18 protein-coding genes and 1 tRNA gene are annotated in these 24426 nt (G+C 69.6%); 11 read left to right on the forward strand and 8 right to left on the reverse strand.

Annotated features, from left to right (window positions below):
• Positions 1–4: 4 nt before the first annotated feature.
• The 3 genes from O9280_RS05890 to O9280_RS05900 all read right to left on the reverse strand — a co-directional run bounded on the left by O9280_RS05890 (position 5) and on the right by O9280_RS05900 (position 12052).
• Positions 5–4123 carry a M64 family metallopeptidase gene (locus tag O9280_RS05890; protein ID WP_298340073.1) on the reverse strand — a complete coding sequence of 1373 codons (4119 nt, stop codon included), beginning with the start codon at positions 4121–4123 and terminating at the stop codon, positions 5–7.
• Positions 4120–8199, reverse strand: a complete 4080-nt coding sequence (locus tag O9280_RS05895; RefSeq protein WP_298340076.1) for a S8 family serine peptidase — start codon at positions 8197–8199, stop codon at positions 4120–4122. Before O9280_RS05895 ends, O9280_RS05890 begins: the two co-directional genes overlap by 4 nt.
• Before the next feature lie 145 nt (positions 8200–8344).
• A complete protein-coding gene (locus tag O9280_RS05900; RefSeq protein ID WP_298340079.1) occupies positions 8345–12052 on the reverse strand; it encodes a S8 family serine peptidase in 3708 nt (1235 codons plus the stop codon).
• Between the two features lie 191 nt (positions 12053–12243).
• Between O9280_RS05900 and ccmA the strand changes: the two genes are divergently transcribed.
• The 11 genes from ccmA (at position 12244) to O9280_RS05955 (ending at position 20392) form a co-directional block, all read left to right on the forward strand.
• Positions 12244–12885: a heme ABC exporter ATP-binding protein CcmA gene (gene ccmA, locus O9280_RS05905; RefSeq protein ID WP_298340082.1), complete on the forward strand. Its 642-nt coding sequence runs from the start codon at positions 12244–12246 to the stop codon at positions 12883–12885.
• Positions 12882–13586 (forward strand): heme exporter protein CcmB, encoded by a 705-nt coding sequence (ccmB, locus tag O9280_RS05910; protein WP_298340085.1) that lies wholly within the window; start codon positions 12882–12884, stop codon positions 13584–13586. Before ccmA ends, ccmB begins: the two co-directional genes overlap by 4 nt.
• Complete coding sequence (gene ccmC, locus O9280_RS05915) at positions 13583–14335, forward strand: heme ABC transporter permease CcmC (RefSeq protein ID WP_298340088.1); 753 nt, start codon at positions 13583–13585, stop codon at positions 14333–14335. Before ccmB ends, ccmC begins: the two co-directional genes overlap by 4 nt.
• Positions 14335–14496, forward strand: a complete 162-nt coding sequence (locus O9280_RS05920; protein WP_298340091.1) for a heme exporter protein CcmD — start codon at positions 14335–14337, stop codon at positions 14494–14496. The genes ccmC and O9280_RS05920 overlap by 1 nt, the downstream gene beginning before the upstream one ends.
• A complete protein-coding gene (locus tag O9280_RS05925) occupies positions 14493–15020 on the forward strand; it encodes a cytochrome c maturation protein CcmE (protein ID WP_298340094.1) in 528 nt (175 codons plus the stop codon). Before O9280_RS05920 ends, O9280_RS05925 begins: the two co-directional genes overlap by 4 nt.
• A complete protein-coding gene (locus O9280_RS05930; RefSeq protein WP_298340097.1) occupies positions 15020–16972 on the forward strand; it encodes a heme lyase CcmF/NrfE family subunit in 1953 nt (650 codons plus the stop codon). The genes O9280_RS05925 and O9280_RS05930 overlap by 1 nt, the downstream gene beginning before the upstream one ends.
• On the forward strand, positions 16972–17511 hold the full coding sequence (locus O9280_RS05935) for a DsbE family thiol:disulfide interchange protein (protein WP_298340100.1): 540 nt from the start codon (positions 16972–16974) through the stop codon (positions 17509–17511). Before O9280_RS05930 ends, O9280_RS05935 begins: the two co-directional genes overlap by 1 nt.
• Positions 17508–17942 (forward strand): cytochrome c-type biogenesis protein, encoded by a 435-nt coding sequence (locus O9280_RS05940; protein ID WP_298340102.1) that lies wholly within the window; start codon positions 17508–17510, stop codon positions 17940–17942. The genes O9280_RS05935 and O9280_RS05940 overlap by 4 nt, the downstream gene beginning before the upstream one ends.
• 7 nt (positions 17943–17949) lie before the next feature.
• Positions 17950–19110: a cytochrome C biogenesis protein gene (locus O9280_RS05945; RefSeq protein WP_298340105.1), complete on the forward strand. Its 1161-nt coding sequence runs from the start codon at positions 17950–17952 to the stop codon at positions 19108–19110.
• Positions 19111–19140: 30 nt separating this feature from the next.
• On the forward strand, positions 19141–20283 hold the full coding sequence (locus O9280_RS05950) for a homoserine O-acetyltransferase (protein ID WP_298340108.1): 1143 nt from the start codon (positions 19141–19143) through the stop codon (positions 20281–20283).
• A gap of 22 nt (positions 20284–20305) precedes the next feature.
• Positions 20306–20392, forward strand: a tRNA-Leu gene (locus O9280_RS05955).
• Positions 20393–20447: 55 nt separating this feature from the next.
• Here the strand turns inward: O9280_RS05955 and O9280_RS05960 are convergent.
• Genes O9280_RS05960 through O9280_RS05980 form a run of 5 tightly spaced genes read right to left on the reverse strand, consistent with a single transcriptional unit; the run spans position 20448 to position 24338 of the window.
• Positions 20448–21059, reverse strand: coding sequence for an ATP-binding protein (locus tag O9280_RS05960; RefSeq protein ID WP_298340112.1), 612 nt, complete (start codon positions 21057–21059; stop codon positions 20448–20450).
• Entirely contained in the window at positions 21022–21465 is a 444-nt protein-coding gene (locus O9280_RS05965) for a hypothetical protein (RefSeq protein WP_298340114.1), read from the reverse strand. Before O9280_RS05965 ends, O9280_RS05960 begins: the two co-directional genes overlap by 38 nt.
• Positions 21466–21493: 28 nt before the next feature.
• Positions 21494–22270, reverse strand: a complete 777-nt coding sequence (locus O9280_RS05970) for an alpha/beta hydrolase (RefSeq protein WP_298340117.1) — start codon at positions 22268–22270, stop codon at positions 21494–21496.
• On the reverse strand, positions 22267–22848 hold the full coding sequence (locus O9280_RS05975) for a DUF2845 domain-containing protein (protein ID WP_298340120.1): 582 nt from the start codon (positions 22846–22848) through the stop codon (positions 22267–22269). Before O9280_RS05975 ends, O9280_RS05970 begins: the two co-directional genes overlap by 4 nt.
• Complete coding sequence (locus O9280_RS05980) at positions 22848–24338, reverse strand: lytic transglycosylase domain-containing protein (protein ID WP_298340122.1); 1491 nt, start codon at positions 24336–24338, stop codon at positions 22848–22850. The genes O9280_RS05975 and O9280_RS05980 overlap by 1 nt, the downstream gene beginning before the upstream one ends.
• Between the last annotated feature and the right edge of the window lie 88 nt (positions 24339–24426).

Consider the following 24426-nt stretch of genomic DNA (forward strand, 5'->3'; position numbering starts at 1 on the left):
GCTTTCAGTTCCCCGCGCAGCCCTGCAGGGTGCCGAGCGGCGTCACGGTATCGTTCGCCGCCCACGTGCCGGCCACGCCGGCCGTGTAGGTGCCCGTGAGCTGGATGCGTTGCAGCGTGCCGCTGCCCACCGTGCGCGTCAGCGTGCCCACCGTGCTGCGCACCGGGTTGCCCGTGCGATTGCACAGCGGGCAGGCACCGGTGTTCTGCGACAGCGTTAGCGTCTCGGTGACCGCGCCAATGCCGTTGCGCTCCGCAATCAGGTAGCGGGGCACGCCCTGCGCGTCGTAGCCGAACACTGTGTAGAACTCGTAGTTCGGGAACAGCTGCACGCTATAGCCCGAACCCGCCCGCGCCGGGTCGAACCAGTGGCCGCTGGCATTCAACGGCGCCCCCGCGAACGTCGGGCAACCGCCACCGAAGTTCTCGTAGGCCTCGCTGCCGGTTTCGCCGTCCAGCGTGTAGCTGAAGGTGAAGGCGCTCGTCGAACGCGGCGTCACCGTCGCTTCGCCCACGGGGGTGAGGAAATTGCTGCTGCCGTTCCACGCGCTGCGGAAGATCGTGCCGCGCCAGAGGCCCGTGGCGCCTGGCGCCGCGCCCTGCAGGTAGTACCAGGTGGTCGTCCCGTCCTGCAGGTAGGTGTACCAGAGCCCTGCCCACTGGCCGCCCGCGGGGTAAAGGAACAGCCCATTGCCCGAGCGCTGCGGGTTGTAGAAACCGCCAGGGCGGAGCTGCGGGCCGGTGCCGGTCAGCGTCGCGCGCACCGTCAGGTCCGCCGTGCCGCCGGTCGCGTTCACCGGCGTCACGTACCAGCGCCCGGCGGCGGGATTGTTGACCGTGAGCGATTCACTGCCCGAAGGCGTCACGGCACTCGCGATCGCGAGGTTGCGGGCCGGCGCGCTCGGCACCGTCGGCGTCGCGCTGCTGGCCGCAGGCGTGTCGACCCGTGCGAGATGCAGGTCGACGTTCGACGCGCTGGTCGTCGTCACCTCAAGCCGCGTCAAGCCCGGCGGGACGTCGATGTAGAGCCCTTCGTTCGCAGCGGAGGACGCGAGCCCCATGGCGTAATCGACGCCACTCAGCAGGGCGAACGGCACCGCCGCACCGGCGCAGCGCTCGATCCGTACCGGCACCCAGCCCAGCGAGGTGTTGGCGTCCGACTTCACTTCCAGCCAACCGCCGCGCACCTGGCCCGGCGCCAGCGTGGCGTCGTTCCAGACAAGGCGCATCGGGAACTCCGCATTCGCCGCCACGGCACCGGGGCCAGTGGCAACCAGCTGCCGCTGGGCCAGCGGACGATCCACCTGCACCTCGAACAGTTCAGCCCGCGCGTTCTGAGCCCCGCTGCGCGAGTGCAGTCGCACCCAATAGCGGGCCGTCGCATTGGCCGCCTGGTTCACCACCAGCTCGCAGCGCTCCGCCACCGACGACATCGCCGCCGCGCACGCGACTTCGCTGCTGTCGGCTTGGCCGTTGTTGTTGGCGTCCAGCCCGAGGTAGACGTCGACATCGCCCCCGGACAGCGAACGCGCGTCGACGAACACCCGCCATGCGCGGGCGGATGGAGTGGCGGCGAAGGTCCGGAGCGTCGTCGAATTGCCGCCCGTGTCGAACGGTGTCTCGGGTGTCGTGTCGGCGGACATCGAGGGCGAAACCACCACTGGAGCCACCAACCCATGGGCGTCGAAGCGGGCGGCAGGCAGCGCCGAAAGTCCCGACATCGACACGATCTGGTGGCCACGGTCACGGCTCACCGAGAGCGACACATTGCTCTCCTCTACCGGGAGTCGGAGGAATTGCACGTTTGCCTCGCTGCAGCGTCCGCCCACTTCACAAAGGCGATAGCGCAGGTTGTCCTCCCCCAGCGTCGATCCAGGCGTGTAGAGCACTCGATCATCCGACACGTCCTGCGGAGTGCCGTTGGTCGACACTGATGCCGATCCCCGGCTTGGCGGCACCACCAGACTGAGGCTTCCCCCGACGAGGCGGGGAGCGGTAAACACGTCGTTGTCCAAGACCTGCACCGTCGCCTGCGTGCTGGCCCTGCCGATCGAAACGCGGTCGGCGCGGACAGCGAAGGCCGGCATGCTGCCATCGTCATCGAGGATGGTCACCAAGCCTTCGCCATCGCCGATCAACGCATTGACTGGAGCGCTCGCCACGACTCGGAAACGCTCATCAGACTCCGGCGTCACATCGCCGTTGACGACCACCGTGAACACCGCCGAGGTCTGCCCCGCGGGCACAGTGACGGTCGCAGTGCGCGCCACGTAGTCGCCCAGCTGCACGGCGGAGTCGTCGGCCGTGGACAAGGTAACCGAGACCCCTCCGGCAGGTGCCGGTGCGGAGAGTTGCAGGGGCACGTCCACGCTGCGGGTGCCGCTGTTGCCTTCAGTGATGCTGGCATCACCCACGCTGGCCATCGCGAGTCCGCTGTTCGACACGTTGGCGTTCCAAATTCGCCGATGCACGAGATCCGAACCCGCCATCGCCGCACGGACGAGCGCCGTGGTGTCGGTGGCGCGCAGTTCGATCTGGCGCGTCGCGGGCCCGCCCGTGCCGGGCTGGAAGGTGAAACTGGTGCCATTCGCGCCATTGACGGCCACGCCGTCGACGTACCACTGCAGGCTCACCGAATCCGGCTGCGGGCGCAGCACGCTCGCCGAGAACACCTGCGAGCCGCCCGCCGCGACATTGACGGTGGTCGCCGTGGACGGGCTTTCGCTGCCCGGCTCGATCAGGTCGATGCCGGCCGAGGGCGTGCCCCAACCACCGCGGTACAGCCGCAGCACGTACTCCTGCGAGCACACGGAACAGAATTGTCCGCCGAGGCTGCGCATCGCGCAGTTGTTCGCGGGGCGGTGCATGCCGGTGGTCTGGTAACGCGCGCCCACGAACAGGCCGATGCCCGCCGTGCCGGCTGGCGTGGGGATCGCGTTGCCGGGCGTGATCCACGAGGCCCATTTGATGCTGCCCGCCACCGTCTGGTCGGTCACGTTCGCTTCGCAGGCGCGCGTGCCGCTGACATCGCTGCAGGCCGGGAAACCCGGGTAGGCGGTGGTGTACTCGTCGGCCAGTCGGTGGAAGGTGTGGCCGTACTCGTGCACGACGATGAGGCGCGCACTGGTGTTGGTGGTGGTGACCGAGATGCTGCCGCCCGCGCCGCCATACACCGGGTCGTTCACCAGCACGATGATCTCGTCCCAATTCGGGCTGGCGCTGGCGGCCGCGAGCACCTTGCTGTTGTTGACCGTCACCAGTCGGTGGATCTGGCTGGTGCAGAAGCGGCCGTCGAAGGCGGTGTCGACGAAGGTGTTGGCGCGCGGGTCGCTCTGCGCGGCCGTCTCGGCGCAGCAGCTCGTGGTCGTGCAGCCGGCCTGGTAAGGCGGATGGTCGGCGCCGCTCTGCGCCGAGGCGGTGAACAGCGAGGTCCAGTTCACGAAGCTCGCGTACTCGCGGTACGGCGAGAAGCCGAACATCGCGACGCGCATGTTCTCGACGTCGGTGGCGAAGGTCGACGCCTCGGCGGCGGTGTAGCCATCGCCCATCACCAGCAGGTCGACGCGGTTCGACGAGGGGCCGCTGGCGGTGCCGCGGTCGCCGCCCGACGCGCTCTGCGGCTCGGCCTCGGGCACGGAAGGAATCGGCAGCGAGGCGGCCTCGCGCTCCACGATGCCGAGGTCGACCGTGGTCTCGCGGCCAAGATTCGACAGCGTCAGCTCACCGCCGACACCCGCCGGAACGCGGACCACGAACGCGCGCTCCACATCGGGGGCGACACGACTTTCGATGGCGCCGTCGACACCGTTGGCGGCGAACTCGCCGCGGATGAAGCGCGGCACCTCGACGACGGTGCGCCAACCTTCGGCCTCGACGACGAGTTGGTCGGGGTTCGCACGGGCCAGCGCCAGCGCACCGGCGCTGTCCACCGCGCGATCACCGTCCAGCGCCACGCGCCGGTGGAAGACGGTCTCAGGTCGGCCTTCGGCGTCGAGGCGCACGACGAGGTAATGCCCCGCAAGATCCTCCTGGACCGGCAGGGCCACGACGGGGGCCAACACCCCTGCTGCGGCGATGATCAAGCCGCCCCGCAGGGCGCCGCGCATCGTTGCGCCGCCGATCACGGCGCGCAGTCTTGACGTTCGCCCAGCGCGGTCACGCTGTCGTTCGCCGCCCACGTACCGGGCACACCGCCCACGTAGCTCGCGTTCAACGTGAAGCCGCTCAGCGCGCCGTTGGCGAAGCGCCGCTCGATCGTGCCGACCTGGGTCCGGATGGGGATGCCACTGCGGGCGCAGAGCGGGCAGAAGCCGGCGTTCTGACCCAGCGGGAGGCTCTCTGTCGCGGCGCCGGCGCTGTTGCGCTCGGCCAGCAGGTAACGCGGCACGCCGCGCGCGTCATAGCCGAACACGGTGTAGAACTCGTAGTTCGGGAACAGTTGCACGCTGTAGCCGCTGCCTGCCCGCGCCGGATCGAACCAATGGCCACTGGCATTGACCTGCTGGCCGCCGATGGTCGGGCAGCCGCGGCCGAGAGCGCTGAGGGGCTCGGAACCGGTCTGTCCGTCCAGCGTCCAGGTCCAGGTGAAGGCGTCTGGCCCGGTCGGCGTCGCCGTGGCCTCGCCCACCGCGGTCAGGCTGTTGGCGCTGCCGTTCCAGGCGCTGCGGAACATCGTGCCCCGCCACACGCCGTTGGCACCTGGGCGCGGCCCCTGCAGGTAGTACCAAGTGCTGGTGCCGTCCTCGAGATAGGTGTACCAAAGGGCCGCCCAATCGGGCCCGGCGGGGTACACGAACACGCCGTGGCCGGAACGATCGGCGTTGAAGTAGCCGCCCGGACGCACGCTCGGCGGCGCCGCGGTGATCGACGCCGTGACGGTCGCATTGGCCGCCGCGCCGGAGGCGTTCACCGGCGTGATGTACCAGCGACCGGCGGCCGGGAACGCCACGGTGACCGATTCGTTGCCGGTTGCGCCATTGCCCACATGCGAGGCCTCGCCACGCGCCGGTGCAACGGGAATGGACGGCACGCCCGGACCGCTGTTCCCCGGGCGACGCGCGAGGTAGACGTCGACGTTGGCACTGCTGCCCGTGGTGACCCGCAGTTCGCTCGCACCGACGGGCACGTCAATGAACATCGCGTCATGCGCTTCCCCGACCACGAGCCCGACGGTTTCCGCGCGGCCGTGTGCCAACGAGAGCGCGCCCCTCGGGCCAGCGACACGAGTCAAGGTGTAAGGAATCACGCCCATCGGCTGCTGGCCCGGCGCAGCGGACACAAGCACCGCGCCGCGGCGGACTTCGCCCACGGCCCAGGTCGGGTCGTTCCAACCGACCCGCACCGCCGAACCCTGCCCGACCGAGGCATTGCCGGGGCCAGTCGCGGTGAGGCGGGCGTTCTCGCCGGTGGTTGCAGCGGTCAGCGGCAGCACGCTGTGGCGCACCACGAAGTCGCCTGTACCGGAGCGGTTCCACACCATCGCCCAGTAGGCCTGCGCCCCCGGATCGCCGTAGTGCTCGACGTCGAGCACGCAGCGGGTGGTCGACTCGCAAATCTGGTTGCGCGATCCGGGGCCGCCACCATTGCCGACGATCAGCGAGGCCTGCGTTCCTTCCGGCACCTGCAGTTCGACCTCGATGCGAACACGCGTGCGCTCGCTGCCGGCCGGTGCCGGCACGCTGATCGCGTGCCAGCCGACGCCGTTGGTCAAGTTGTCGTATCGGTCGGTCGGCGTGGGATCGGCGGTGAGTGTGTAGCGGGTGGTGGTGAGGCCGACGAGGCGCGTGCCGGCGAACCGTGCATTCGGCGAGGCCAGATTGAGGCCCGGCACGGCCAGATCGAAGAAGCCGCGATCGCTGTCGACGTTGCGCGTCTGCGCGGCCGGCAGGCCCGTCACCGGGGCGCGCAGCGCCACCGGCAGGGTCAGCGCCTCGTCCGCGCTGCCACCGACGCGGGCGATGCGGATGCTGCCGTACAACCAGCGCCCGTAGAGGCCGGGATCATCGATGCGGGCACTGAACTGCAACGCCCGACTGGCCCCCGAGCCGACGGTGAACTCCGTCTCTGCCGGCGTCAGCGTGACGCCCGCCGGCACGGTGAAGGTCGTGCGGTAGCTGGCACCGCCGATGAGGTCGGTCACCGTGCGCGTGAGTGGCGAACACGTGGGACTGCAAGCACCGAACACCATCGACGGAAGATTGAGGCTGGCCTGTGCGCCACTGCCCGACAGGAACTGCCCAGGCGGCACCACGAGGGCCAGTGGCGCGCGCAGCGCGCGAGCCACGTCGATGCGGCCCGCGCCCTGCTCGTTGGCCGGCACGCCCGCACCGCCGACACGCCGCGCCACGGTCGTCCGGGCGGTGCCCATCAATGCGGAAATGATCTGGTCGGCGCGCCACGAGGGCTTCGCTCCGCGCAGCAAGGCGGCTGCGCCGGCCACGTGCGGCGAGGCCATCGAGGTGCCGGAGAGCGTGGCGTCGCCAGTGCCCTGATGGGAGGCCGACAAGATGCTCGACCCGGGCGCCGCGAGGTCGGGCTTGATGACCCCGGGCAGCACGGGCGACGGACCGCGAGCGCTGCTCGTGTTCAGCACATCGGCATTGGCCTCGAGGATTTCCATTTCCGCGCCGTCGATGGCAGCGGTGTGGCCGCTGCCATTGCCCAGCCACTGCAGCAGGGCCTGGGCATCGGCCCAGCCAAGGTGCGTGGTCGGGATGCTGTGCTCGTCGGCAATGGTCGATTCGCCCTCCGCCGCTGTGTTCAGCAGGACGGTGCCCGCGCCCCCGGACAAGCGGACGTTGTTGCTCTTCGCCACGCGGGCCTGCACGCCGCGGTTGCAGACCACCACCTGGCCGTTCCAGCGGTTTGCCGGCCAGGGGTTGCTGGCGCCATTCACCGGCAGGTTGAGGTCGCCGCTGCCCTGGCTGCACAACGGGTGCGCGGGATCACGGACCAGCGGCGCCGGGCCCACGCCGAGCGTGAGGCCTTGGCCGACCATCACGCCTCCGTTCGGCGCGGCCGTGGCACCGCCGCTGAGCCGCACGCGGTTCACGTAGCGGCGGCCGTGGGTGGTGTTGGCCACCGAAAGCACCCAAGGCGAATCGCTGGGGCTGCGCACCGTACCGACGTCTGGACCGCTGTTGCCGGCGGAAACGGCGACGACGATGCCGGCAGTGCGGGCGTCGAGCATGGCCAGCGAACTGCTGTTCGACCAGGGACTCACGTTGCTGCCGCCGATCGAATAATTGATGACGTCGACGCCATCGATCACCGCTTGGTTGAGCGCGGCCAGCGTCCAACTGCCCGCGCAGCCGTCCTCGCAGGCCTTGTAGGTGATGAGGTTGGCGCGCGGGGCCACGCCGCGGATCTGGTAGTTCAGCTGAGCGCCGTTGGCGTAACTCTTGACGATGTTCACCGCGTTGCCGACAGCAGTGCCCGCAACGTGGGTGCCATGGCCGTCGAGGTCGATGCCGGTATTGGCCTCCTCGTCGCCGCTGCCCGTCGTCATGTCGTAGATGCCGATCAGCTTGTTGTTGCACGTCGCCGCGGCGGTGCCGCACAGGCCGAGGAAGGTGCCCCTCGGGTTCGTGTGCGTGTAGCCGTCGACGGGCGACACCGCCGCGAACTGCGGATGCGTCGGGTTGATGCCGGAATCGATGATGCCGACGACCACGCCCTCGCCGCGCGAGGCCACGCCGGCTGCGCCCGTCCAGACGTCTGGCGCGCGGACCAGCGCCGTGGACACGTCGTCCTGCAACTGCTCGATTCGTTCGCGCTCGACGCCGACGACGCCGGGCAACGTGGCCATCACAGCGGCTTCCTCGGCGCTCAACCGGAGCGCCACGCCGTTCAACACGGCGTCGTAGACGAAGGCCGGCTCGAGCGGACGCCCCAACTGCGCGGCGGCGGCATCGAGGCGGGCTTCGCGTCGATCCGCCAGTTCCTGGCGGTAGGCCTGCACCGCGCTCGAGGCCATGTCGAGGCGCGGCGCGCCGGTCATGGAAGGCGATGTTGCAGCGAGCGTCTTGCCACCCCGCTTCACTTGGACACCGGTGTACGAAGCAAGCGCAGGCTCGGCGAAACGCACGATCCACATCGAGCGTTGCGCCGCATCTTCGGCACTGGAAGCCGCCGGGGCTTCTGAGGCGGAGGCGACCGCCAGGGACAGGGAGAGCGCGAGCAGGGAACGACGAACGGGCATCACGGGGGCGGCATCCTTCGTAGACCGTCCGATGTTAACCAAGCGCATTCTCCGGCTTGTCAACGAATCACGGCGCCCGTCACAAAAAACAACACCCCGGCCGAAGCCGGGGTGTCGGGAAAAACCCGAAGCCGAAGGGGCGCCGTCAGGGCGTGCACCCCTGGAGGCTGCCGAGGGCGTTGACCGGTTCGTTCGCCGTCCAGGCTCCCTGCACGCCGTTGACGAACGCCCCGCTCAGGGTGATGTTCGAGAACGTGCCGCCCGAGACGCTGCGCGAGAACGAGCCGATAGTGCTGCGCGTCGGCGTTCCGGTTCGGATGCAGAGCGGGCAGAAACCGTTGATCTGCTCGAGGTTCATGGTCGCAGTCGCGCCACCGAAGCTGGTGCGTTCGGCAATGAGGTAGCGCGGAATGCCGAGGCTGTCGTAAGCGAACACCGTGTAGAACTCGTAGTTCGGGAACATCTGCACGCTGTAGCCGGAGCCCGCCGTCGCTGGGTTGAACCAGTGCGAGCTCACGTTCAGCGGGCTGCCGGAGAGCGTGGGGCAACCGCCGCCGAAGTTCCGGAAGGCCTCGGAGCCGGTTTCACCATCGAGGTTGTACGAGAAGGTGAACTCGTTCGTGGCCGTCGGGCTGACGGTCGCGCTGCCCACTTGCACGAGGGTGTTGGCACTGCCGTTCCACGCGCTGCGGAACAGCTGCCCGGACCAGAAGCCGTTCGCTCCCGGGGCAGCGCCCTGCAGGTAGTACCAGGTCGGGGTGCCATCGGCGAAGTACGTGTACCAGAGGCCCGCGAGCTGGCTGCCCGCCGGATAAAGGAAGAACCCGTGACCGCTGCGCTCGGGATTGAAGTAGCCGCCCGGCCGGATGCTCGGGGCCGTGCCGGTGATGTTGGCGCGGAGCGTGAGGTTGGCGGTGCCGCCCGAGGCGTTGACCGGGGTCAGGTACCAGCGACCCGCTGCCGGGTTCGCCACCGTCACCGTCTCGTTGCCGCTCGCCGTCATCGCGCTGGCGTTCGCGGCGTTGCGCGCCGGTGCCGCCGAGATCGTCGGGACGGCAGAGTCCGGCACGATTGGCGCGACGCGGGCGAGGTACAGGTCGACGTTGGCGCTGCTCGTGGTGGTGACGGTGAGCTGGGTCGCCCCGGCCGGCACGTCGATGTAGGCGTACTCCTGAGCGGCACCAGCCGGCAGCATCATCGGACGATCGACGCCCGCCGACAGGGCGAACGGCGACGGCGTGGCCGAACTGCGCGTGAGCTTGAACGGCACGCGGATCGCGTTGACGCCGGGGCCGCGATCGACGAGCAGGAAGCCGAAGCGGGACTGGCCGTTTAGGAAGGTCGGATCATCGTAGACAAGGCGCGCGGTGAAGTTGGCATTCAACGGCACGCTGCCCGGGCCGGTCGCCTTCTGGCGCTCCGAGGGCACGCTGTCGATAGCGGCGATCTCCAGAAGCGCCGCGTTGCTGGCGCCCGAGGCGCTGGCGGTCCAGTTCTGGACGAGGCCCCAAACGGTCTTCGGCACATTGTTGCCGCTGTGCTCCACCGTGATCGAACAAGTCTCGGTCGCGCGCGGCGAGAGGCTCTTGCAGCGCTGCTCGCCCTTATCGGGCTGGCCGTCGGCGTCGTCGTCGACGCCAACGTAGAGGTCAAGGTCCTGTGCCGCCGGCGACGAAGCCGGCGCGAGCGTGACGCTAACCTTCACCGTATGCGAGCGGCCGTCGCTGAAGTTGATCGACACGTTCTGGAAAAACACACCATCCGAAAGGTTGTCGTAGGGATCGTCGTTGTTGGTGTCCTGCAACAACGCTTGCTGACGAGACACCGGCACGATCAGTTCTGTCGCGGAGAAGCGGGCGTTGCCGAGGCTGATGACATTGCCGAGGTTGAAGTCGACGAAGCCGCGGTCGCCGCTGACCGTCCGGACTTGCAGCTCCGGCACCGCGCCGGAGGACAGGTAGATCGCGACGGGAAGGACGAGATCGGGAGTGCCGCCGCCAACGCGGCGCAAGGTCACCGATCCGTACTCCCAGGTGTTCAAGGCGCTCTGGGCGGTCGTGCTGAAGCGGAATGACAACGCCTGCGAGCCACCCGCCCCCAGCGTGAAGGTGCTTGGCGTCGCGGTCATGGCGAGCGACGAGGGCAAAGAGGCGATGATCTGGTACTGCCCGCCGGTCGTGCCGGGCATGGTCGAGACCGTGCGCGCAAAGGTGCAGGTCTCGACGCAGTTCGCTTCGGCGAGCGACGGCAGGTTCAACGAGGAGGACGCGCCCTCGCTGGCGCTACGGAAGGCGCCAGCGGGCACGGTGAAGGCCAGCGAGGCGTTGACGGCCAGCGAGACGTCCACCGTCCCCGCGCCACGGTCATGCGGCGTAGTGGCGGCGCCACTCGCGATCTCGACGATGCTGGCGGCACGCGCGGTGAGGGCAAGGGCGGAAGCGATCTGGTCGGCATTCCAGCTTGGGCGTGCCCCCGCGATCAGGGCGGCAGCACCCGCGACATGCGGCGTGGCCATCGACGTGCCGCTCAGTTCGATGAGGGAGTTGCCTGTTCGGCCGGCGGCCCGGATCGCGACGCCGGGCGCGGCGAGATCGGGCTTCAACGCGCCCATCGGAGTGACCGGCCCCCGGGCGCTAGTGCTGGCCAGGCGGTCTCCGGCACCACCGCGATCATGAGTGACCGACGCCACTCCCAGCACCCAAGGGGCGTTGGCCGGCGAGCCCAGCGAGCCCGGGGCTGGGCCATCATTACCGGCAGCAGCCGCCACGACGATGCCGGCCTCGCGCGCCGCCAAGAAGGCCTCCTCGTCGGAATTCACCGCGCCGCCGACGGTCAACCACGGGTCCGACGGCAGGCCGCCGATCGAATAGTTGATGACGTCGACCTGGTCGGCGACGGCGCGGTTGATCGCGGCCAGCAGCTGGCTACCCGAGTTCGGGCCGCAGTTCCGGTCCGAAGCGGTCGATCCGCAGCCGCGGTAGGCGATCAGGTTGGCGCGCGGCGCGACGCCGCTCAGGTTGACCGGCGCGCCGTCGATGGTGGTGGTGACGGGGTTGCCGACCGCCGTGCCGGCGACGTGCGACCCGTGGCCATCCGGATCCGGCGTGAATGCCGCGGTCCCGCTCGCGCCCCCGGAGACGAAGTCATAGACGCCGATCAGCTTGTTGTTGCACACACCGGCATTCGCCGGCGTCGCGCACCACCCGAGCAAGGCCCCTTTCGGATTGGTGTGGGTGAACCCGCTGGCTGTGGCCGCGAAGGACACGTGGGTTGGATTGATGCCGGAATCGATCACGCCGACGACCACCCCCTCCCCGCGACTCGCAACACCCGTCGCGCCGCTCCAGACGGACGGTGCCTTGATCCAGGTCGGGCCGCGATCGGTCATCGTGCGGCGCTCGAAGTCCGGGGTTACGGCGCGGATGCCGGGCATGCCGGCCAACGTCGCCGCCTCGGCGGGCGTCAGGTCGAGGGCAACGCCGTTGAGCGCGTGCTCATAGACGAACCTGGGCTCCAGCGCGCGGCCGAGCGTGGCCGACGCCGCCTCAAGGCGCTGCTCGCGCAGGGTGGCGATGTAGGCGAGGTAAGCCTCGGCCTCGGGGCGCTCGGGGTCGTACTTCGGCTGGCCCGTCAACGCGATCGACACCGGCGCCAAGGCTGGACGGCGACCGTCCTTGGCCTGGAAGCCGCGGAACAGCGGGGCGGCCGGCTCGTCGAAACTGACGATGTAGGAACGATGGCCCACCGCTTGCGACGTCGTGGAAGCGGGTAGCGGGCGATCATTACGGGCATCGAGTGGCGTGGCAGCGGGAAGCGCCAAGGTGATCGCGGCGGCGAGGATAAGGAAACGCATGGGGGGTCCTGCAAATGATTCAGAGGCTGAAGCGAACCTGAGTGTAGCGGCGCGTTGACATGATTCCATGATTGCGAGCCGCCGCCCTCCAGACCGCCAACTGGGTCACCGTGCCGAAACGCACGAGGCGGCCATCGGCTGACACGTTCGTCGTGGACACCCGACCGCGGCGGCCGCTAGCATCCGCGCCGATGGATTCCGCGCCCGCGGCCCTGCTCGTCGCGCGGGGCCTCACCTACCACCGCAATCAGGACCCGATCTTCGGGCCCCTCGACCTTCACGTCGATGCCGGGGAAGCGGTGCTGGTCCGGGGCGGCAATGGCGCTGGGAAAACCACCCTTCTGAAGGTGCTGGCCGGCTTGCTCGAAGCCACCGGCGGCAGCGCGACCCTGCTGGGTGCCCCTGTCGATACCGACCACCTCGCCCGCCACTGCGCCTACCTCGGCCATCGGCTCGGCCACAAGGCCGAGCTCGGCGGCCTCGACAACCTCCGATACGCCGCCACGCTGCAAGGCCGACCGCGGACCGACGCCGATCTGGAAGCCGCACTCGCCGCCGTCGGCCTGGCCGGCTACGAGGACAGCCCCGCGGGGCGGATGAGCGCCGGGCAGAACAAACGCCTCGCGTTGGCGCGCCTCTCCTTGCATCCCGGCAAGCTCTGGCTGATGGACGAGCCCTACGCGAACCTCGACCTCGACGGCATCGCGCTGGTCGACCGCATGGTCGGCGCCCACACGGCGGCGGGCGGCGCGGCCTTCATCACCACCCACGGGGCCTACGCAGCCCCGCCGGGCCGGGTGCGCGTGATCGAACTCCATGGCGGCCGGGCATGAGCGGCGGATCACTCCCGGCATCCCCGGTGAGCTGGGCGGCGGTGGCCCGCGCCCAGCTACGCCGTGACCTCAGCCTCGTCTGGGCCCGTCGCGGGGATGCCCTGCAGCCCCTGCTGTTCGCGCTGATGACCGCCAGCCTGTTCCCGCTCGCGCTGGGCGCCGAGCCCGGCAAGCTCGCGCCGCTCGCCGCCGGCGTGCTGTGGGTCTGCGTTCTGCTGTCCGGGCTGCTCGGGCTCGATGCGCTGTTCCGTTCCGATACGGAGGACGGCGGGCTGGAGCAGTTGCTGCTTTCGCCAGCGCCATTGGTCCTGCTCGTCGGCGTTCGCGTGTTGGTGCACTGGCTGACGACCGCCCTACCCCTGCTGCTCGTCGCACCGCTGCTGGCCTCGATGCTGCAGTTGCCGATGTCGCTGCTGCCCATCCTGATGGCCTCGCTCGCGCTCGGCACGCCCCTGCTGAGCCTGATCGGTGCCGTGGTCGCGGCGCTCACGGTCGGGGTGAAGCGCTCTGGTATCCTGCTGCCCCTGCTCGCCCTGCCGCTTTATGTGCCGGTGCTCGTCTTCGGTGCAGGCAGCGTTGCGGCCGCGGCCGAGGGCTACGACGCGCTCGGCGCCCTGCTGCTGCTGGCCGGGGCGCTGGTGTTGGCGCTCGTGCTCGCGCCACTTGCCGCGGCGGCAGCCCTTCGGATCGCGCACACATGAATGCCCTGCTGCTCTGGTTCCATCGCACCGGCTCGCCGCCCAATTTCGACCGCTTCTGTGCACGCTGGGTCCCGTGGTGTTTCGCGGCGGCCGTCGCCCTGCTGCTGCCGGGTCTCTACGGCGCGCTGTTCGCGGTGCCGACCGACTACAAGCAGGGCGACAGCTTCCGCATCCTCTACATCCACGTGCCGGCGGCATGGTCGGCGATGTTCATCTTCGTCGCCATGGCGGTGCAGGCCTTCATCGCCCTGGTCTGGCGCATCAAGGCCTGCGAGACCCTCGCCGTCGCCGCGGCGCCCGTCGGCGCCGCCTTTGCGGCCATTACGCTGATCACCGGCTCGATATGGGGCCGCCCCACCTGGGGCACGTGGTGGGAGTGGGACCCGCGCCTCACCTCGATGCTGGTGATGTTCTTCCTCTACATCGGCGTGATCGCCCTGCACAACGCGATCGAGGACCGCCGGGCCGCGGCGCGTGCCGCATGCTTCCTTGCACTCATCGGCGTGATCAACGTGCCGATCGTGCATTTCTCCGTGGACTGGTGGAACAGCCTGCACCAGGGCGACACCATCAACCTGACCCGCGGCGAATCGCAGATGCACGCCTCGATGCTGTGGCCGCTGATCCTCACCACGCTGGCCACGAAGTTCTGGTTCGTCGGATCCCTGCTGCAGCGGGCCCGCGTGCTGAACCTCGAGAACGAGTCCGCCCAGCCGTGGGCAAAGGCCCTGGCCATGGAGGCGCGCTGATGGAGCATCTTCACGGCTGGTTCGTCGCCGCGGCCTATGCGATCGCCCTTGTGATCCTGGTTGCCGACGCGCTCTTGCCACGCATCAAGTTCAAATCGCTGCTGCGCGGCATCCTGCTGCGCGAACGCCGCGCCTCCGCTTCGAAGACCGAGTCCCCATGAACCCCACCCGCCAACGCCGCCTCTGGATGGCCCTGCTGGTCCTGCTTGCCGCTGCTGTCGGTGGCGGGCTCATCGTCTGGGCCCTGCAGCGCAACGTCACCTTCCTGCACTCCCCGACCGCCGTGCGCGAGGGGAAGGTGCCGGAAGATGCGCGTTTCCGACTCGGAGGCGTGCTGCTAGAAGGCAGCGTAAAGCGCGAGACGGGCTCGCTGCGCGTCGCCTTCGAGGTCACTGACCGGTTCAACAACTACCCGGTGGTCTACGACGGCATCCTCCCGGACATGTTCCGCGAAGGGACCAGCGTGATCGCCACGGGCCGCATCCGCGACGGCCAGCTGGTGGCCGACGAGGTGCTGGCCAAGCACGACGAGCAGTACATGCCGAAGGAAGTAGCGGACGCCATTGCCGCGGCGCAGGAACAGGGCGAGGCAAAGGCCGCCGCCGATGCGCCCGCTGATGGCGACACGCCGCCGGACGCTGCGGCACCGCCGGCCGAAGCGACGACCTCGGGCGGCACCTACTGATGCTGCCCGAACTCGGCAACCTCGCCCTGCTGCTGGCCCTCTTGCTGGCGGTCGCGCTGGCCGCGCTGCCGCTCGCCGGCGCCCAGAAGGGCAATGTCGCGTGGATGAGCCTCGCGCGCCCGCTCGCCTACGGCCAACTGGCGCTGATCGCCATCTCGTACGCGATCCTGACCTGGGCCTTCATCGACCACGACCTGTCGGTGGCCTACGTTGCGAACAACTCGCACATCAAGCTGCCGATGATGTACCAGATCAGCGCCGTGTGGGGCGGGCACGAAGGCTCGCTGCTGCTCTGGGTGCTGATCCTCGCCATCTGGATCGCCGCCGTGGCGCGGTTCTCGCGCTCGCTGCCGCTGCCGGTGATCGCCCGTGTGCTCGCGGTGATGGGTCTGATCGCGGTGGGCTTCCTCAGTTTCACCGCCTTCACCTCCAATCCGTTCGAGCGCCTGTTGCCGGCCGCGACCGAGGGGCGTGACCTGAACCCGCTGCTCCAGGACCCGGGCCTGATCTTCCATCCGCCGCTCCTATACATTGGTTACGTGGGCTTCGCTGTGGCTTTCGCCTTCGCGGTCGCCGCCCTGCTGGACGGGCGCTTGGACGCCCAGTGGGTGCGGTGGTCGCGACCGTGGACGAACGTGGCCTGGGCCTTCCTGACGCTGGGCATCGGCCTCGGCAGCTACTGGGCCTACTACGAACTGGGCTGGGGCGGCTGGTGGTTCTGGGACCCGGTCGAGAACGCCAGCTTCATGCCGTGGCTGGTCGGCACCGCCCTGCTGCACTCGCAGGCCGTGTCGGAAAAGCGCGGCAGCTTCCATGGCTGGACCCTGCTGCTCGCCATCGCCGCGTTCTCGTTGTCGCTCCTCGGCACCTTCCTCGTGCGCTCCGGCGTGCTGACGTCGGTGCACGCCTTCGCCAGCGATCCCGAGCGCGGCCTCTACATCCTCGGTTTCCTGCTGGTGGTGGTCGGCGGCTCGCTGGCGCTGTACGCGAAGCGCGCGCCAAAGGCGGACACAGCGCAGCCCTTCGCCGGCAGTTCGCGCGAGACGCTGCTGCTGGTGAACAATCTGCTGCTCACCGCCTCGGCGGCGATGGTGCTCCTTGGCACCTTGTTCCCACTGCTCGTCGATGCCCTGAAGCTCGGCCAGATCTCGGTCGGCCCGCCCTACTTCGGCCTGCTGTTCACGCTATTGATGGCGCCGGTCGTGCTGCTGGTGCCCTTCGGCCCGGTGACGCGCTGGGGTCGGGAGGATGCCGGTGCCGTGGGGCGGATGATGGCCCCGTGGCTGGTGCTGGGCCTGGTGGCGATGTTCCTTGTGTTCTTCACCTGGCCGGAGGGCACGTTCAAGACTGCGGCGGGCATCGGCGGCGGCCTGTGGGTGATCGCCGGAACCGCGGTGTTCCTGTGGCGGCGCCTGAAGACCCAGCGCCAGAAACTCACCGCCGAGATGGCCGGCATGGTGCTGGCGCATGCGGGCATCGGCGTGTTCGTGATCGGCGTGCTGGTTCTGGAAAGCACGATGATCGAGCGCGACGTCGCGGCCAAGCCGGGCATGAGCTTCGAGGTGCGCGAGTACACCTTCGCCTTCGACGGCGTCGCGCCGGAGAAGGGCCCGAACTTCGACGCCGACGTCGGCACGGTGCGGCTGTTCAAGGACGGTGAGCTGATCGCCACGCTGCGCCCCGAAAAGCGCTTCTACCCGGTGTCCGGCCAGATGATGACCGAGGCCTACTACGAAGCCGGCTTGTTCCGCGACGTCTACGTGGCGCTCGGTGATCCGCTCGATGCAGAGAAGACCGAATGGGCCGTGCGCCTGTACGTGAAGCCCTACATCCGCTGGATTTGGTTCGGCGCGCTGATGATGGCCATCGGTGGTTTCGTCGTCGCCTTCGACCGCCGCTTCCGCAAGCCGGTGAACGCGCCGGCCGCCACGGCACCGGCCGAGGCGCTGTGATGGGCCGCTGGCTGCCCTTGGGCCTCTTCCTCGCGCTCGCCTTGCTGCTCGGCGCGGGCGTGATCATGAATGCCGGCAAGTCGCAGACCGACATCGATTCGCCGCTGATCGGCCAACCGGCGCCGGACTTCGCGCTGCCGGATTTCAACGCGCCGGCGACGACCGTCCGCAAGGCTGATCTGCTCGGCAAGCCTTATCTCGTCAACATCTGGGCGAGCTGGTGCGCCAGCTGCCGGGTCGAGCATCCGGTGATCACCGACATCGCGAACAGCGGTCGCCTGCATGTCGTTGGCTACAACTACAAGGACGCACCGGAAGACGCCGCGCGCTGGCTGCAGCAGTTCGGCAATCCCTTCCATCGGATCATCGCCGACGTCGAGGGCGCCGCCGCGATCGACTGGGGCATCTACGGCGCGCCCGAGACCTTCCTGGTGGATGCGAAGGGCATCGTGCGCTGGAAGCACGTCGGCCCAGTGACGCCTGAAGTGGTCGAAACGCAGCTGTGGCCGCTACTGGCCACGCTGGAGAGCGAAGGATGAAAACGCTACGCCACGTCGTTGTCGCGCTCGCGCTGCTGCTCGCAGGCACCGTCGCTGCGCTCCATCCGAAGGACTTCCAGAGCCCGGAGGAAGAAGCCCGCTACCGCGCGATCGCCAAAGAGCTGCGCTGCGTGATGTGCCAGAACCAGTCCTTGGCCGACTCGCCTGCCGGCGTCGCCGACGACATGCGCCGCCAGGTGCTCGCGCTCATCCGCGAAGGCAAGAGCGATGCCGAGATCAGCGCGTTCTTTCAGGCGCGCTACGGCGATTTCATCCTCTATCGCCCGGAAGTGAAGCCGGTGACCTGGGCGCTGTGGTTCGGCCCGGCTCTGCTTCTGCTCGTCGGCGCCGGCGTGGTGGTCTCGATCGTCCGCCGCCAGAACACCGGCGCGCCCGCCGCTCCGCCCGCCGAAGACCGCCAGGAATGGTGACCCGCTGATGCTCGCTTTCCTCCTCGGCGCCATCGCGCTGGTCGCCCTCGCCCTCGCCTTCGTGTTGCCGACGCTGTGGAGCGGTGCGCGCCGCAGCGCGCTCGCCCTGCTAATCGCGGTGCCACTCGGCGCCGCCGCGTTGTACGCCGGCTTCGGCACGCCGGATGCGCTCGACCCGTCGAATCGCGCCGTGCCGGAATCGATCGAACAGGCCGTCGTCCAACTCGAACGCCGCCTTGAGCGCGAACCGGACAGCCTCGAAGGCTGGGTGCTGCTCGGCCGCACGCGCAAGAACCAGGGCCGCGAGACCGCCTCCGCCGGCGATTTCGACGCCGCCATGCCGCACTTCGCAGCGGCGGCAGCGGCCTTCCGCAAAGCGAAGGCGATCGCGCCGCACGAGCCCGATCTGCTCGTGGAAACGGCGGAAGCGATCTCGCTGTCGAATGCCGAGCGCGCCTTCGGCGTGGAGGGCACGGCGCTTCTCGACGAAGCGCTCGCGAAGGTGCCAAACCACCAGCGTGCACTGTGGTTCCGCGGCATCGCCGCGCTACAAGCCGGCGACGGCGCCGGCGCGGTGGCGCGCTGGGAAGCATTGCTGCCGATGGTGGACGCGGCGACGGCCGAGGCCTTGGTCGAGCAGATCGGGGGTGCCCGCGAAGCCGCCGGTTTGCCGCCGATGGACCCGGCCTTGATCGCCGCGGCCAGCGCTGCGCGCGCGAGCGCGCCCGCCGAAGCGAGCGCCCCGACGGACGCCCCGGCGACGAGCGAACCCGCACCGGGCACGCCCGGCACGATCACCGTGACGATCAGCGCTGAGGCTTCTGCCCTCGCGGCGCTGCCGCCACAGGCCGTGCTGTTCGTGTTCGCCCGCAACGCCGACGCCGCCGGCCCGCCAGTGGCGGCACGTCGCGTGCCCGCCGCGCGCCTGCCAATCACGATCACGCTCAGCGACGCCGACCGGCTGATGCCCACGGCCACGCTTTCCGCCACATCGCGCGTCGAGGTCTCGGCCCGTTTCGCGCGCTCGGGCTCGGTGCAACCGGAGGCCGGCGACCTCGTCGCCCCCGCCGTCGTGGTCGAGCTGGCGCAAGCCGCGCCGATCTCGCTGTCGCTGGCGCCGAGCGACGCCCCCACCGACGCCGCACGCGCGCCGACCTTCGGACCGTAAGCTGGGCGGCCCCGGCGCGTCCTCTCCCGAATGACCGAATTCATTCCCCTCGGCACACGATTCATCGCGCTGCCCTCGCCCTTCCCGATGAAGCGCGGCGGCGCGCTGCTCGGTGCGCGGCTCGCTTTCGAGACCTGGGGCGAACTGAACGCCGGGCGTGACAACGCCGTGCTGATCCTGCCGGGCCTGTCACCGAATGCCCATGCCGCGAGCAACGGCGGCAACGCCGCGGAAGGATGGTGGGAGGGCATGCTCGGCCCGGGCAAGGCCATCGATACCAACCGCTGGTTCGTCATCTGCGTGAACCCGCTGGGCAGCTGCAAGGGCTCGACGGGAGCGGCCTCCGTGCATCCGGACGACGGCGAGCTTTACCGCCTGCGCTTTCCCGACCTGAGCGTCGAGGACGGCGCCGATGCCGCGGCGCACCTCGTTCGCGCGCTGGGCATCACGCGCCTCGACACGCTCATCGGCAACTCCATGGGCGGCATGAGTGCGCTGGCCCTGCTCCTTCGCCATCCGGGCATTGCGCGCCGCCACGTCAACATCAGCGGCAGCGCCCGCTCGCTGCCCTTCTCCATCGCGATCCGCTCGCTGCAGCGCGAGGCCATTCGCCTCGACCCGCGTTGGGCGGACGGCCAGTACACCGAAGCGAACTACCCCGAGAGCGGCATGCGCATGGCGCGCAAGCTCGGCGTGGTCACCTACCGCTCGGCGATGGAATGGGACGGCCGCTTCGGCCGCGTGAAATTCGACGCCGAGTGCCGCGAGGACGATCCCTTCGGCCCGGAGTTCGAGGTGGAGCGCTACCTCGAGGGCCACGCCCAGCGCTTCGTGCGTCAGTTCGACCCGAACGCCTACCTCTACCTCTCGCGCTCGATGGACTGGTTCGACGCCGCCGACTACGCACCCGGCGCCTCGCGCGGCGATGGGGCCGACGAGGACGCCAAGGTCATCGCCGCGCTGGCGACGGTGCGGCTTGAGAAGTCCCTCGCCATCGGCGTGCACACCGACATCCTGTTTCCGCTGCAGCAGCAGGAACAGATCGCCGAGGGCTTCCGCGCGGGTGGCGTCGACAGCCGCTTCCTGCCCCTGCCCTCGCCGCAGGGCCACGACGCCTTCCTGGTCGATCTCGGACGGTTCGGCCCGGCGGTACGCGACTTCCTCGAGGCCTGAGCGGCTATACTTCCTGTGCCCTGCCGGGCTGGCGGAATCGGTAGACGCAGCGGACTCAAAATCCGCCGCCCTTAAAAGCGTGTGGGTTCGAGTCCCACGCCCGGCACCACATCCAACGACGAACCCCGCCGCGCGCGGGGTTCATCGTTTTCCGGCCGACAAACTCAGACGTCGCCATGAATGGCGCGCAGTGCTGCCTGCAGCAGCGCAGTCGCCGGCACCGTCGCATCGAGATGCACGACGCCGTGCTCGCCCACCGGGGGCTCGAATCGCCCCGCGACGGCATGCGCCAGGCACGGCTGCCGGTCGCGCGGCGCATCGTGGCGGTCGGTGGCGATGCGTTCCGCCGCCACTTCGGCCGGCAGGTCGAGCCAGAGCAGCACGAAAGGCGCGCCCAGCGACGCCGCCAGTTCGTGCAATTCATGGCGCTCACTGCGGGTCGCCAGCGTGGCACCGTCAACGACCACCTTGGCCCCGGTGCGCAGCAGCAGGCTGACATCGAGACGCACGATCTCGAAAGCCGCCCGCTTCGCAGCGCGATCGTCCCACTCGGGGAATTCGGCCATGCGGATCGTGTCGCGCGAGACGATCTCGGCATGAAGGCGCGCCTGCAGGCCTTTCGCAAGCGTGGATTTTCCGGCGCCGGGCAAACCGGCGAGGGCGATCAACATGTGGCGTCGGGTCGATGCGGTGTGCGTCGAACCATAGCCCGACCGCGATGCCGTTTGCGAGACGCCGTCACCATTCCGGCCACCAGCCCCGCCCACTTCGCGCATAGCGATCGGCCGCGCGCTCGAAGCGGTTGCGGGCACTGACGCCACCCGAGATCAGGTAAACGAAGGGGAACAGCGGCCCCAGCACCAGCGCCTGCCGCACATGCGCCAGCTCGTGGCGGCCGAGATGCACGCGCTCCGTCCGGAACGGCGCCGGCGAATCGCGACGCGCGGCATCGCGGGCCCGGTAGCTCGGCACGCGGAGATCGAGCGTCGGCAGGCGGCTCAGCACCACCTGCCCCAGCGCGAGCGCGCCCATCGGCCCGAACGGAAACCGCGTCACCACCAGCATGGGCCCGACGGTCGAAAACCGCGCGCCGAACGGCCAGGCCATGAGGCCCAGCAACAGCATCGGTGCACTCAGGGGCAGCGCCCACAGCATGCCGAGGCCTCCGAGAGCCGCACGCATGGGGCGCCGGGCCGACGCGGCCATCGCCTCAATCCGCGGCGAAGAAGCGACGCAACGATGCGTCGTACTCGGGGAACACCTGCACGTTGCTGTGCTGCGCCTGGGCGAGGCGAAGCACCTCGGGGGTCCGGGGCATGGCGGCGATGAGCGCATCCGCACGGGCGGGCGGCGTGACATCGTCCTGCCCCGCGATGACGACGAAAGTCGGCATTACCAGATTCGGTGCGCGGCGCCAACTCTCGAACGGATCCTTGAGCAGCCACGCCAGCGGCACCCACGGGTAATGCCCCTGCCCCACGCGCAGCACGCTGTCGAACGGCGTGACCAGGGCAAGCCGACGCACCGGGCGCGCCGCGGCCACGTGCACGGCAACGCCGCTGCCGAGGCTGCGACCGAACACATCGACCGCCGCATGCGAGCGCGACACGTGGTCGAACAGCGCGATGGCGTCGGCAGCCAATGCGGCCTCGCTGGGTTCGCCACTGCTGTGCCCGTAGCCCCGATAGGACACGAGGTAGACGCTGTGGTCCGGCGCCCAGGTCGCGACGTCGTCGCGGCTCAGGGAGATGTCCTCGCCATTGCCACCGAAATACAGCAAGGCCCGCGGCTGGCCCGGGTTCACCACCCAGCCGCGGAGCGTCGCGCCGCTGGTCTCGAACTGGAACTCCGGCGCCAGCGGCGGATTGCGCGTCAATTGCGGATAGAACAGCAGGCTGCGCTGCTTGCTGTACATCAGGGCGACCAGGGCCGCGTAGAGGCAGGCCGCCACGCCGATGAACAAGCCGAGGGTGCGCCACGCACTCATGGCCGCACCGATTCCACCGATTCCACCCGGCCGTCGCTGAGCATCACCCGGGCGAGGAAGCGCGAATCATCGCGCCGGAACCACCATTCCTCGCGCGGCCTCGGCTGGACGCGGGCCTGGCCGAAACCATCGCGGAGGATCTGGTCCGCATAGGTCGTCCGCCGGCGCAACGGGGCGCCGCAGCGAAGCACCAGCTCCCCTTCGCTCAATCCGCGCTGCAAGGCCGTGGCCGTGCAGCGTCCGCCCACACCGGGCTGGCCGTAGCCCAAGGTCTCCTCGGCCTCCAGCACACCGTCGACGAAGCGCAGGCGCACCGTGAGGCGACTGGGCCCGAAGTTGTGGTACCAATCCTCGATGCGGCGTTCGACGCGCTGCTCGATCAGGCCACCCTCGCCGCGGATGAGTAACTCGCCGCGTGGCGCGCGCCAGTAGGGGTTGCCACAGCGCGAGAGGACCTGCACGTCCAGAGCGCCACGGTCGACCACGCGCGAGCCGCACTGCAGCGCGCTGGCCGGCATCGCGGCGGAGAAGGCCGCAGCGCCGAGCAGCACGAGCAGCGGCGCGCGGCGCAGTGACATCAGCCGCGGCAGCCGGAGAGGCTGAGGCGCTGGCCCGGACGCAACGCGTAAGGCGAGCGCAGCGCGTTCACGCGGGCGACGGTCTGCGCGCTGCAGCCATGCCGGCGCGCAATAGCGCTGAGCGTGTCGCCACGGCGCACCGTGTAGCGCGAGCCTGCGGCCACCGCCGCCCGCGGCACAGGCCCGGCCCCGGGCTTGCGAGCATTCACGAGGGCCAACGCCTGCTCGGCACGCGGACCATTCACACAGCCGGCGTCGTACAGCGGCATCACCGCCACCGGCACGCGGAGTTCAGTGCCGGCGGGCAGCACGGTTTCCGGCAGCCAGCGCGGGTTGAGGTTGCGGAGCGCGCGGAAGTAGCCGTAGCGCGATTCGCCGTTGCCGATGCAGATGGTGAGCTGGTTGATCGACGCCGGCTGCTTCAAGGCCAGCACGGTGGCCGCACCGTTCACCGACGGGAATTCGAGGCCGTAGTCCTCCGGGTGCAGGAACAGCCACGCCGCCGAGAGGATGTAGGGCACGTAGTCGCGGGTTTCCTTCGGCAGCGCGTTGTAGACCGCTGGGTCCCAGAACGACTTGCCGGGGTTCTGCCGCGCCAAACGGCCCACCCGGCCTTCGCCGCCGTTGTAGGCCGCGAGGGCCAACTCGAGGTTGTGCCCCAACTCGGCGAAACGCTCGTTGAGGTATTGCGTGCTGGCGCGCGAGGCCAGCTGCGGCTCGAAGCGCGTGTCGTAGCCGTCCTGCCAGCCGAGGCCGAAACGCCGCCCTGTGGCCGGCATGAACTGCATCAGTCCCGCCGCACCCGCGGGGGAAATCGCATGGACGCGGCCGCCGGATTCACGGGCCATGATGGCGAACAGCAGCGCTTCCGGCAGGCCCGCCCGCTCGTACTCCGGCCACATCAGGAAGCGCATGTACTGGTACTGCTCGTGCGCGTTGATCAGCTGCGGGCGCAGCGCCGTGAGCCACTCGGCCATGGCCGCGCGCACGGCTTCGTTCTGCACGATCAGCTCGCGGAGATCGCGGCCGTTGAGCTGGTTCAACGTGTCGGCGGCATTCGGGAAGGCCTCGATGACCGGCGAACCCTCGGCCGGATTCGCGGCCGTCGCTTCCGCCGGATCCGCCTCGGCCTCGTCATCGCCCTCGCCCGCCACGCGCGTGCGCGCGCCGAACAACGCATCGAAGCGCGACACCAGGCGTTCGGCCTCGCAGCCTTCGATGCGCCGGCATTGCTCCACCAGGTCGAACATCCGATCCATGGCGCGCTGCGCCGCACGCTTGCCCGGGCGACGCTCGCCGCCGGCCGCCTGCGCCACGCCGTCGCGGTAGGCCTTCGCCGCCGCCTCGAAATCCGCGTACAGCGACTCCTGCTCCCCCTCGGTGCCGGGATCGGCCGACGACGGCGCCGCCATCACCGCAGGGACACAGGCCAAGGCCACCACCGCCAAGGCGGACGGGAGCCCCGGGACACAACGCAGGAAACGACGCATGGACACTCGCAGGAACGGTCGAAAACAGGCTTTGCAGCCTACCGGCGCCCCGCCCCCCGCTCAACCGGAATCCGACGGCGCGACAGCG

The organism is Silanimonas sp. (genome assembly GCF_027531545.1).
In the GTDB taxonomy this organism is placed as follows: domain Bacteria; phylum Pseudomonadota; class Gammaproteobacteria; order Xanthomonadales; family Xanthomonadaceae; genus Silanimonas.